At 40.8% G+C, this 12,507-nt stretch carries 9 protein-coding genes; all 9 read right to left on the bottom strand.

Annotation, left to right across the window (positions count from 1 at the left end):
- Nucleotides 1–650: phosphate signaling complex protein PhoU (gene phoU / locus ACLL8Z_RS10550; protein WP_411274747.1), on the bottom strand; the 650-nt coding region annotated here is incomplete at its 3' end.
- Nucleotides 651–792: 142 nt separating this feature from the next.
- The gene (gene pstB, locus ACLL8Z_RS10545) at nucleotides 793–1,563 is read right to left on the bottom strand and encodes a phosphate ABC transporter ATP-binding protein PstB (RefSeq protein WP_411274746.1); all 771 of its coding nucleotides are present in this window, start codon (nucleotides 1,561–1,563) and stop codon (nucleotides 793–795) included.
- On the bottom strand, nucleotides 1,563–2,426 hold the full coding sequence (gene pstA, locus ACLL8Z_RS10540; RefSeq protein ID WP_411274745.1) for a phosphate ABC transporter permease PstA: 864 nt from the start codon (nucleotides 2,424–2,426) through the stop codon (nucleotides 1,563–1,565). Before pstA ends, pstB begins: the two co-directional genes overlap by 1 nt.
- Nucleotides 2,419–3,303 carry a phosphate ABC transporter permease subunit PstC gene (pstC, locus tag ACLL8Z_RS10535; protein WP_411274744.1) on the bottom strand — a complete coding sequence of 295 codons (885 nt, stop codon included), beginning with the start codon at nucleotides 3,301–3,303 and terminating at the stop codon, nucleotides 2,419–2,421. Before pstC ends, pstA begins: the two co-directional genes overlap by 8 nt.
- A gap of 2 nt (nucleotides 3,304–3,305) precedes the next feature.
- Complete coding sequence (locus ACLL8Z_RS10530) at nucleotides 3,306–4,295, bottom strand: PstS family phosphate ABC transporter substrate-binding protein (protein ID WP_411274743.1); 990 nt, start codon at nucleotides 4,293–4,295, stop codon at nucleotides 3,306–3,308.
- 245 nt (nucleotides 4,296–4,540) lie between these two features.
- The gene (locus ACLL8Z_RS10525; protein ID WP_411274742.1) at nucleotides 4,541–5,611 is read right to left on the bottom strand and encodes a porin; all 1,071 of its coding nucleotides are present in this window, start codon (nucleotides 5,609–5,611) and stop codon (nucleotides 4,541–4,543) included.
- A gap of 79 nt (nucleotides 5,612–5,690) precedes the next feature.
- Nucleotides 5,691–7,682 (bottom strand): KUP/HAK/KT family potassium transporter, encoded by a 1,992-nt coding sequence (locus tag ACLL8Z_RS10520; RefSeq protein WP_411274741.1) that lies wholly within the window; start codon nucleotides 7,680–7,682, stop codon nucleotides 5,691–5,693.
- Nucleotides 7,683–7,916: 234 nt separating this feature from the next.
- A complete protein-coding gene (locus tag ACLL8Z_RS10515; protein WP_411274740.1) occupies nucleotides 7,917–9,239 on the bottom strand; it encodes a RagB/SusD family nutrient uptake outer membrane protein in 1,323 nt (440 codons plus the stop codon).
- Nucleotides 9,240–9,256: 17 nt separating this feature from the next.
- Nucleotides 9,257–12,379 carry a SusC/RagA family TonB-linked outer membrane protein gene (locus ACLL8Z_RS10510; protein WP_411274739.1) on the bottom strand — a complete coding sequence of 1,041 codons (3,123 nt, stop codon included), beginning with the start codon at nucleotides 12,377–12,379 and terminating at the stop codon, nucleotides 9,257–9,259.
- Between the last annotated feature and the right edge of the window lie 128 nt (nucleotides 12,380–12,507).

Genomic DNA, 12,507 nt, shown 5'->3' with positions numbered 1-12,507 from the left:
ACGTGCTTCAGTACCTTGGCTTCTATATAAAAGATTATCTCTTCCGCTATATTTTTGCTTTGATCGCCAACGCGCTCGAGCCGGCGGATGATAGACATGACATTTAAGGCTTGCTCAGTTTTTTCGAGGTTGTTAGTGATAAACAGGGCAATATGCTGGTTAGCTTCTACATTAATTTCATCCAGCATTTCATCCTGTTTGAATATACTTCGGGCTAGCTTAGTATCTTCCGTTTCAAAAGCCTTAAGCACGTCTACTACAGTTTTTATGGCACCCTCAAACATTTCGTTGAACCTGGTATTCTTTAACAACGATTTATCAAAAGTCTCTTTCTCGCTTAGAATAAAAAGGCTAATACCTTCCGCAATATCGCCTATGCGTTCCAGATTATTAACAATTTTTAAGGTTGCAAGCACCAGTCTCAAATCAACAGCAACAGGATTGTAGAGAGCAAAAATATTCTCGCAATCCCTGTCAATTTTTAACTCCATCGAATTTACCCGCTTTTCATTAGCGACAACTTCATGCGCAAAATCCTTGTCAAATGTTTGAAGCGAGTGAGAGGCCTTTTGCAGCTGGCTTAACACCAGGGTCCACATTTCCACTGTGTCTCCTTTTAGTGCTTTTAGTTCTTTTTCGAGATGTGTCATACCGAGTTCGTTATTAGTAAATTGTTGATTTAGTAGTATGTTGGTTAGTTGTCAGTTGGTTAGTTGGTTAGGCAAAGCGTCTAGTCTAACCAGTCTAACAACTAACCTGCCTACCGGCAGGCAGGCAACTAACAACGAGCCTCTACCCAAACCTGCCTGTGATGTAGTTTTGCGTAGCATCTTTCGACGGATTCGTGAAAATCTTGTCGGTATTATCATACTCTATTAATTCCCCTAAATAAAAGAACGCGGTTTTGTCGCTAATCCTTGCGGCTTGCTGCATATTATGGGTTACAATAACAATAGTAAAGTCATTCTTCAACTTATAAATAAGTTCTTCAATTTTTGCAGTTGAAATCGGATCCAGGGCTGAGGCCGGCTCATCCATCAACAATACGGAGGGCTTTACAGCGATAGCCCTGGCAATACATAAACGTTGCTGCTGTCCGCCCGAAAGAGCCAAAGCAGACTTATGAAGGTTGTCCTTAACCTCGTTCCACAATGCCGACTGGTGTAAGGCACTTTCCACAGCTTCTTCCAGAACTGCTTTAGATTTCTCTCCATTGATCCGTAAACCAAAAGCTACATTTTCGAATATAGTTTTGGGGAAAGGATTTGGTTTCTGGAATACCATACCGATAGTTTTCCGGTATTCATAAACATCTATTGAATCATTATAAATATCCACATCATCGATGAAGACTTTACCAGTTATATTTACATCGGCGATCAGGTCATTCATGCGGTTAAAGCACCGCAGAAAAGTTGACTTACCGCATCCGGATGGACCAATGAAGGCAGTGACAGTATTCGGCAAAATCTTAATAGTGACATCCTTAAGCGCCTGTTTCGTTCCGTAAAACAAACTTAACTCATTTGTTCTTAACTTATATTTTTCTGACTCGTCTTCCATTATAAACTTGTTTTTTTATACCACTTGTTTCTTAGATAAATGGCTATACCATTTAATAAAAATGTGAACAACAGTAAGATAATTATTCCCGCAGCTGCATTAACTATAAAGCCTTGCTGAGGGCGGGATGTCCAGTTGTAAATTTGTATAGGTAATGAGGTAAACTGATCCAATGGGCCTTCAGGTATAAACGGGACATAGGCTAATGCACCAACTACAATTAGAGGTGCAGTTTCGCCAATTGCTCTTGAAATTGATAAAATTATTCCAGTTAAAATACCTCCCAAAGATGCCGGTACAACAACTCTGGAAACCGTTTGCCATCTTGTAGCTCCCATACCATATGAAGCCTCCCTTAACGAATCAGGAACTGCTTTAATGGCTTCACGGGTTGCTACAATTATTACTGGCATTATCAGCAAGGCCAGAGTTAGCGAAGCCGCCAGAATACTGTTTCCCAGACCCAAAACGCGTACAAAAATGGTCAGGCCGAGTATTCCATATATGATAGATGGAACACCGGCTAGATTTGAAATATTGATCTCCACGATTTTAGCAAACCTGTTCTTCGTTCCATATTCCTGCAAATATATTGCTGACATAATTCCGATGGGCAGTGCTATAATGATTGTAAAAAACAGTAAACTAAACATACCGGCCAGAGCGGTGTAAATACCCGACTGATCAGGATGCCGTGAGGGGAAATTAACCAGAAATGACCAGTTGATTCGGCCTAAGCCTTCTATCAGAATATCTGCAAAGAGGACAACAAGAATTAATAGCGCAAAAAAGGTGCAGAACATTCCGAAAACATTGAAGATTTTGTCTCTTGCGTGGGCTGATATTAATCCCTTCTTATTCATAACGCTGGCTATATTTTTTCCTCATCCAATAACTAATATTGTTCAAAAGAAAGGTGAAAATGAAAAGCGTGATACCTGCAGCAAATATGGTGCGATATTCCATCGAATCCTGTGGTACATCTCCCATACTTACCTGCACAATGTAAGTTGTAATGGTTTCGACAGATTCCAAAGGGTTGAATGTAAGCTTTGGTTCCTGACCTGCAGCGATTGCCACGATCATGGTTTCTCCAAGTGCCCTGGATATAGCAAGGATAACGGATACAATAATACCTGAATTGGCGGCTGGTACAATGACTTTGAAAGCAGTTTGAAATCTGTTTGCCCCCAGTCCGTAAGATGCCTCTCTAAGGGATTTCGGTACAGCTCTTAAGGCATCTTCGCTTAGAGAAGTTATGTATGGTATGATCATAACCCCCATCACCAGGCCGGGCGATAATGCATTAAAACCCGACAATCCCGGGATGACTTTTTGCAATAGTGGTGTAACAAACTGAAGGGCAAAAAAACCATACACTACTGTAGGAATCGCTGCAAGCACTTCCAGAATTGGCTTTACTATGCTTGTGAACTTTTTGGAAGCATATTCATTGAGGTAAACAGCGATTGTAATACCTACCGGTACAGCCAGCATAATAGCAATAAAAGTGGTTAAAAGTGTTCCCGATAAAAGCGGTAATATTCCAAAATGCTTGTCTTCAAAAAGCGGCGTCCATTGAGTATCAGTAAGGAATGCAATGATGGAAACCTCTCTGAAGAATTTAAAGGTATCAACAGATAGAACTATTATAATACCAATTGTCGTAAGCACAGAAACCAGGCTGCACAGAACCATCACTATTTCGATGACTTTTTCCGATCTTCTGATTGTTCCCATATTTATTTATTTCCGGATAATAGCTCAAGCAGGTTTGCCCCCACTGTAGACTTATTTTCGAAAACCGAACCTTTCGTGGTATTGGTGAAGCGTTCAAAGGACATTTGATAAGCTGCAGCAGGCAAAGCAACATAGCCTACTTCCTCTGCCAGTTTCGCAGCATTTTCGAGATAGAATTTTACGAAGTTCCTGACATGCGGATTTGTTGAAGATTTAACATTCACATAAATAAATTCAGGACGTGATAAGGGCTGATATTTTCCGCTTTCAATAGTAAGCTTTGTCGGGTAAATTGCTTCCGCCGATGAGTTCATTTTGACAGGAACAAGTTTTAGCTTCCCTTTGTTTTCGGAGTAGTAGGCTAATCCGAAATAACCCAGGCCATGCTGATCAGATGACACTCCCTGTACAAGTACATTATCGTCTTCACTTGCTGTATAATCACCCCGGGAAGCTTTTGCTTTACCGTTAATTGCTTCTGTAAAAAAATCGTAAGTGCCGGAAGAAGTACCTGCTCCATATAGATTTAAGGGAACCTCCGGCCAGGAATCCCTCACTTGTTTCCAGGTATTAATTTTATCCTGACTTTCAGGAGACCACATTTTCTTAAGCTCATCAACCGTGATATAATCAACGAAATCATTCTTCGGGCTCACCACAATTGCCATCCCATCATATGACACGGGGATCTCGATAAACTCTATTCCATTCGCCCTGCTAATTTCTAATTCGCTTTCACTGATGGGCCGTGAAGCATTGCTAATGTCCGTTTCACCTCTTAAAAATTTCTTAAAACCGCCGCCCGTACCGGAGATCCCGACAGTTACCCTGATATCTGGCTCAATTTTTCGAAATTCCTCTGCAACAGCTTCGGTCAATGGATAGACGCTGCTAGACCCATCGATGTTGATTTTACCCTTATATTCCTTGAAACAAGAACTTAAAAAAATTGGCAATATTAACAACCAAAAATTGGCACCGGATAACTTCATTCTTTTGAGGCTAAGCTTTAATACTGTTCTGTTTGTTCTTCCTATGTATCAAGAAGCTTACCAAAAACGTTTTTTCAGAATAAAGCAACTACGCCGTCGAGGAAAAAATCCTTTAGATCCTGTTCTCAATTCCTGAATGTTAATATCCAATTATTATATTAACATTAAGTAAACAGAGAATTAACAAAGGGCAGGAGCAATCAAGATTGGCCACCCTATCATTCGAATCTATTTAACCCTGTATTTTAGAAGGATATAGCAACGCTTGTGGTTACCGCGGCGTTCTGATTTACCGGGGAAGCCTCCCGAATAAAAATTTTGCCCTTGCTATCAAAGATCTTCCCCTCCAGCCTGATTACTGCATTTGAAACTGGCGTATAGTCCAGGTTTAATGAATAACCGCTAGTTTTGAACCCTTCCGGGGATTCTGTTGGGATAAATACACTATTCTTATCTTGATAGTATTCAATTCTACCAGCCACAGTCAATTTAGGATAAAGCTTAATTTGGGCGATAAGAACTGGCGCGATTACTTCATTTGTATCATCGCTGCCATTCGCGATTTGTTGAGTACCATAATCGAACCCTGCGATGAGGCCAAACTGATCCGTAAGTTGAAAGATTCCGTAGAAATTATTATAAAAACGTCTGACTCTCACTGCATCCTCTCCTTCCGTACCGAGGTAATTACTGTAGTTAATAGTAATCTTGTTCGTTGGTTTAAACGTCAGTTGCAGGGCTCCGGCAGGTTGGCTATTACCATTTAGACGGGTGATACGTTGCCAACCGTTTAAATAGATGCCGCTAATGGTAAATTTATTTTCCGCCGTTCCATAAGTAATTTTAGCACCCGATTCATAATAAGGAGTATTATCAGATGCGATGTTTCTGGTAAGCACCCAGCAGTCTTTAGAAATTGCACTTTCGAACCCTATGTGTGATGCAAATATCCCGGCATCTATCCATAGATTAGCCGTTTTGGAAAGCTTCAACCCCGCATTTGCCTCAAATATATTTTTCAGGACTCCGGGTTCTGCTGCAAGATTGGCGTTGGTATACGTTCCCGTCATAAGCGCCAGATTTGATCGGACGATTCCGTCATCATAGGCCACTTTTATAAAACCTAAATTCAAGTTTACTTCATTATGTCTGTTATGCGAGTAAACAAACCCCGGACGATTATTATCAGCAGGTTTGTTAAAATCAAACCCATAGTAAGTTTCCAGGTATCCATAAACTCTGATCTTAGGTGCATCCTGAGCAAAAGCGGAACCGGTCAGCATTAGGCCTAAAGCCAACATTAAGAAGTTACGCATGTCCTCTAATTTTGAATTGCACATTAGAGCATCCTCTTAAATCGATAAGCAAAATTCAAAGCTTGAATCATCATCTAATCTACGAGGAGGTTCGAGTTTCTTTTATTACCCGCTTTAAATTAATATTATCGACAGGGGCAACGATCAGTGGGAATTTTTCCACGACCACGTTGCTGGTATCTAATCCAAACGCAGATGCTTCCGATAAACTTTTATTTTTAATAAAAAAGTGGGTCTTCATCATGAGCCGATCCCAAAAAGAGAGCTCATTCTCATTGCTCAAATACTTTTCCATTACAACAAAAGAAAAATCACCGGTGGCATTACTCCGTTCAAGACTTTCGTATCTGCTGGTAATATCAACTTCCTTATTCAGTACCAGGTTCTCAACAACTTTTCGGAAAAGCAAATTAATCCGGGGTTGTACCCGAAAGCCTAAACGGAATTCTACCCTAATGACATCATTTGCGACAATATGATCCACGCTAAATTCGCAGGTATACGGGTCATCCAGCGTGTCGACATGAATAAACCAATATATGTCGGCACGTTTCGGCTTTTTATACAAGATGGAATACATCGTTTTGTGTTCAATCTCCTTCGGGTTATCAGCACTTGTAAGATAAACCAGGTGAGTTGCATATTTAGGAATACTTGTGTCATTACTCAATTCTTTTAATTTCTGAACAAAAGGCTCCATCTTCACAAATTCCGTGTACCTGTTCTTAATTTTTCGTGTTTCATACCAGGTATACATGATAAAAAACAGGATACTTCCAATTATGACAGTGACATATCCCCCATGAGGGAATTTCTCCATATTTGCAGCCAGGAAGCTAAGCTCTATTGTGAGATAAACTAATAAATACAAATAAATTAAAATCGGCCGGGTTCTTTTGACTACTAAGTAATTAGAGAAGAGAATCGACGTGGCAATCATACATAAGGTTATTGCAAGCCCGTATGCAGCTTCCATATTTGAAGCCTTGCCAAAGTATACAACGATTCCTATACAGCCAAGGAAAAGAATTAAATTAATCGCAGGAATGTAGAGTTGTCCCCGCTCTACTGTTGGGTAATTAATTCGCAATTTCGGCCATAAGTTTAAACGCATTGCCTCACTGATCAAGGTAAATGAGCCTGAAATCAGAGCCTGGCTGGCAATAATAGTAGCAAGGGTTGCCACGACAATCCCCATGTACAGAAACCAGCCTGGCATGACAGAGTAAAACGGATTAAAACCTGATTCTATCATTTCTGCAGTGATAGGCTTGCCGGAATAATTGCTTAATAACCAGGCCCCCTGACCCAGGTAATTAATTATTAAACAAGATTTTACGAATATCCATGAATATCTGATGTTCCATTTACCGCAATGGCCTAAGTCGGAATACAATGCTTCAGCACCGGTAGTACATAAGAATACGCCACCCAGGATGTAAAAACCTTTCGGGTATTCAATAAGTAATTGAATGCCGTAATACGGGTTAAATGCCTTAAACACGGACAGGTCATCCGATATGTGAAGAAAACCCAGGCTTGCAAGCATCACAAACCATATAGACATCATCGGACCAAAAAATCGACCGATCAATGCAGTGCCAAATTGCTGAAGAAAAAATAACACAGTCAGAATTCCAATTACTATATATATTATGGTTGTCTGACTAATATCTGAAAGAAACGAAACTTGCTTCAACCCTTCAACTGCAGATGTCACTGAGATTGCGGGTGTGATCATCCCATCCGCCAATAGCGCTGCGCCGCCAATCATAGCCGGCAATACGAGCCATTTACCTCTTCTTCTACGCACCAGAGCAAACAGTGAAAAGATGCCACCTTCTCCTTTATTGTCGGCTTGTAATGTCAGGATTACATATTTGACAGTGGTTTGAAGGGTGAGGGTCCATATAATCAGGGAAAGGGAGCCAATGATCAGCTGCTCACTGATTATTTTTTCCTTTATGATTGCATTGAGGACATAAAGAGGCGAAGTACCAATATCTCCAAATATAATTCCGAGGGCTATCAGGAGGCCAGCAATTGAAACCTTTGAACGGGTAGTTGTCATTTTTAAAGTACGTATGTAAGCAGTTCTAACATGGCACGGCTTTTACCGGGTTTGAATTTTTTATGTGGGGATTGAACGATCTTTACCGTTCATTTTCTTTGCAAAACAACGAATTATATTTGGATATTTTATAAGTGTTTACTAATTCAAATTACTCTAATCATTGCTTCTGCAAGCAAAAAAAAACGCGGCTCTTCCGATGAAGATGCCGCGCTCCAGAACCTAAATTTACTATTAATAACCTGGATTTTGAGGCTGTAGTTTTGGGTTGCGCGCAATTTCAACTGACGGAACCGGCCAAATTGATTTATTAATATCAGTGATTCCAAGTACAGTCTGGAGTCGTCCGGTTCTTACCAGGTCATGCCATTCATGTCCTTCAAAGCTTAGTTCAAGTCTTCGTTCTTTATATAGTGCAGTTCTGAAATCTGCAAGTGTTGCAGGATTAATTGTTGCCAGACCTGCTCTTCTACGGACCTCATTTAAAAGTTTTAATGCTTCCGCACTTGGGTAGGAAGTTTCTGCCAATGCCTCAGCTTTCGTCAGCAGAACTTCAGCAACACGAAAAATAATGATATTATCATCTCTTGTGCCACCGCGTGAATACTTTTTCATGTAGTTAGCAGCGTTCGCAAAGCCAATAGTCGCGTCTTTTCTAAGATCCCCGGCTTCATAAGCGTTGAAGATATCGTTGTTCACTTCAATTGTTCTGGTACCCGAGAGCGATCCCGGAAGAAATGTCGTTGCCAGGACATTTTGCAATTGAGTATCATAATTGATCTCGAAAATTGATTCAACAGAATTTTTGGTAAGGAATAAGTTTGCATAGGGTACACTTAAAGTTTCTCCTTTCCTGGTAGCAACCTGATTCGCATCCCCAATTGCCAATGCATAATTCTTTCTGGTTAAATGAATTCTTGCTCCTAATGCATAGGCCGCAGCTTTTGTTGCTCTGGCGGTTCTTCCTAATCCCGCAAATGTTTCAGGCAAATTCGACTTTGCAAAATCAAGATCTGCAAGGATTTGAGCATAAATCTCTGTAACGGGAGTTCTTGAAACCTGCAGTGCAGCTACATCCGGGCTTTCTGTAGGCTCGGTTACCAATGGGACTGCACCAAAGTATCTTACCAGGTTGAAATAGGTAAATGCTCTGAGGAAACGGGCTTCGGCAATCACTGAATTTTTAGCGGCGTCAGCCATTCCCGGAATTTTAGGAACATTTTTAATTACAACATTTGCTGAATTAATAAGCACAAATTGTTGGTCCCAAAGAGTTGTAAACTGTGAATTGTCCGCTACAAAAATCAGATTACTTAACTGCTCAAACTGTCTGTTTAATGCATTTCCTTTGCTATTTTTTGTAGGTAATTCTGCAAAAAAGATATAATTGGGCCCCAGGTTAGCCAGGTGGCGATAAGTTCCAATGATCGCCGCTTCTGCATCCGATTCCCTGGTGAACAATGACTGGGTACTCACTGAATCTATGGGCTCCTGTTCGATTACATCACAAGATGAAACTGTCAGGAATAAGAAGATTATTAAATATATTTTTTTCATCACTTCAATTTTTTATTTTAGAATGTAGCATTTAAGCCCAAAGAAAATGATCTTGCCTGAGGATACGAACTCATGTCGAACCCAAGTGTTGTATCATTTCCATTGGCATTAACTTCGGGATCATATCCGCGATAATCGGTCCATGTGAGGATATTCTGGCCTGCGGCGTAAACCCGGATATTCTGGATCCCAACTTTCTTCATGGTTGCATTCTGAAAGTTGTAGCCCAGGGCAACATTTTTAACTCTTAAAAATGATCCATCCTGTAATACCCGGTTTGAAACTGATCCGTTTCTGGTAGGATCGCCCCATGCTGCGCGGTGCAAAGTTGCAATATCCCCGGGTTTTCTCCAGCGTTCTCTTGCCAGAGTGGAAGAATTAAACCAGGTATGTAGCCGGCCGTAAGAATATTCAGCCTGATTGAAAATCATGTTACCATATACGAAGTGCATGAACACAGAAACGTCGAAGCTTTTATAAGAAACAGCGTTCGTAAATCCACCAGTAAATTTCGGTTGGGCACTACCCAACACTACGTTGTCAAGTGTAGTAGAAGCAAGAGGAATATTTCTATCGCCGTTGACATCCTGGACATCGTAATTACCAGTAGCAGGATTAACCCGAAGAAGATTCCATCCATAGAACGTACCCAATGGATAACCTTCTTTAACTACACTGGCATAACCATTAAAACCGAGTGGAATATCGCCGCCGGGCAGGTTTGTTACTTTATTTCTGTTGAATGAGATATTGAAATCTGTAGACCATTTGAAGTCTGTTTTGTCAATATTTACAGTGTTTAAGGCTATTTCTATACCCTTATTCTCCACGTTACCTACATTTTGTATGGAACTGGTAAATCCTGAAGATCTGGGCAGCGAAACGGCAAGCAATAAACCAGATGTGTTTTTCTTGTAAACATCCGTACTAAAGGTAATTCTTCCTTTAAAGAAGCTCAAATCCAGACCAATATTGGTTTGCTCTGTACTTTCCCATGAAAGGTCTGGGTTTGATAACTGCGTTTGAGAAAGACCACTTGCTCCTATGTAATTGAAACCACCAGCAAATAATCCTCTTGAAGTGAAGTTACCAATTTCCTGATTACCTGTTCTACCCCAGCTTGCTCTGAGTTTTACATCTTCGACCCAGTTCAAATCCTTTAAGAAATCTTCCTGTCCCAGACGGTATGCGGCAGAAACTGAAGGGAAACTTCCGTACTTATTATTTTCTGCAAATCTGGACGATCCATCAATACGGTAGCTTGCCGCTAAATTGAATTTATCTTTAAATGAATAGTTTAATCTGCTAAAATACGATGTGAGTCCCCAGCTGCCTCCTGTAGAATTTGAGTTCTTGATTGATGCAGAACCCAGAGTTTGAATGGCTTCAAGGGCGAAGTTTGTGGCAGACGCAACAGTTCTGTTAAATTTAGATTCCTGGTTAGAATAACCTAAAAGCACATTAAATCTGTGATCAGCTTTGAGAGTTTTACTGTAGTTCAGGGTATTTTCATTGATCCAACCTATATCCTGTGTCATACTGTTTGTGCCTGATCCATTGGTAGTCCTGCCAAGAACAGTTGATTTATTAGGTGGCACAAAATATACTTCCTCCAAAGTGAGGTAATCAATACCAATGCTGCTTCTAAAATTCAGGCCTTCCAAAATCTTCAATTCCACAAATGCATTACCTAAAGCTCTATTATTGAATGCATCATTTCTAACCTGATCTGCAATGATCAATGGATTGTCAATATTGCTGATATAGGGATCATTCGGATTCAATGAACCATCTGCATTTCTTGCCGGAACCGCGGGGGATTTTACAATAGCAACGGCTACAATTCCATCACGGTCACCAGCACTCACCCTATCAGTTTTTGAACGGTTCATACTCATGTTAATGCCTGCTTTTAACCTGTCATTAATTTTCTGGTCGAAGTTAAATCTGAAATTGCCTCTGCTAAAGCCACTTGCGATAACAACACCGGTTTGGTTCAAATAACTTCCGGACAAGAAGTATTGAGTTTTCTGAGTTCCTCCAGACAATGAAATTTCATTATTCGATATTGGTGCTCTTCTAAATATTTCTTCCTGCCAATCGGTGGTTGTTAAAGCAGCTGGATTAGCAATTGGGCGCGCATTGCCCACATTTACGTTTGCTTCATTTATCAGTTCACCCCATTCAGGGCCTCCTAAAAGCGGGATTCTTTTGGCTACCTCCTGGAACCCGAAGTAGGTGTTGTAGCTGATTTTTGTCTGATCCTGTTTACCTCTTTTTGTGGTGATCACAATTACGCCATTGGAAGCCCTTGATCCATATATTGCTGCAGCAGATGCGTCTTTGAGAACGTCGATGCTCTCAATGTCATTCGGGCTGATATTGGACAATGGATTTTGAGGCACTGAGCCTGCAGCTGCCCCGGCATAATTTCCGGTATTTACCGGAACCCCGTCAATGACATACAAAGGGTCATTTCCACCGTTGATTGAACTGGCTCCCCTAATACGCACTGTTGAGCGGCCGCCAGGTGTACCTGAATCCTGCGTGATATTTACCCCGCCCATTCGTCCTTGTAATAGCTGCTCAGGACTGGTGATGGGAAGGTCAGCCAATTTTTTATTGGCCACGGATAATGATCCGATAGCGCTGGAAACATCTTTTTTATTCTGTGTACCATAACCTACGACGACAACTTCACTAAGAGCCTGCTGATCTTCCAACATGGTTACGTTTATAGCCGATCGGGATCCTGAGGGAATTTCCTGCTCCACGAAACCCAGATAACTAAACACCAGTATCCCTGATTCAGGAATGGTTATCATGTAATTTCCGTCTATATTAGATGACGTGCCAATTGTTGTATTTTTCAGTCGGATACTAACGCCAGGCAGAGGCGTACCTTTGGAATCTGTTATCAGGCCGCGTATTTCCTGGGGAGGTGCCGGCCGTTCAAATGCCATTTGATTTTTAATCACTGAAGTTTCCCCAGCGATAAATGAGCTAGATGGATGGTGTCCAGCCGCATTCACCTGTAAAATGGCGGTCAGGCATAATACGAACACCCCATTCACGACCCTCACTATTTTAACGGATGTGCAGGATTTGCTGCTTATTAACGGGATGTACAGTTTTTTCATAAATTTAAAGTTTTGACAATTGGTGATTTTATTCTTTGGAAGAGATTGAGAGATTACTATCTGATAAAAGTCAAATATAAAGTTTTAAGGCGATTTTCTCAAAGGAGATCGGTCTTCTATAGATTAAA

The sequence above is a fragment of the Daejeonella sp. genome (assembly GCF_046590655.1).
Classification (GTDB): domain Bacteria; phylum Bacteroidota; class Bacteroidia; order Sphingobacteriales; family Sphingobacteriaceae; genus Daejeonella.
Note: the sequence above shows the minus strand (reverse complement) of the source record. Positions and strands in the feature narration are given on the sequence as shown.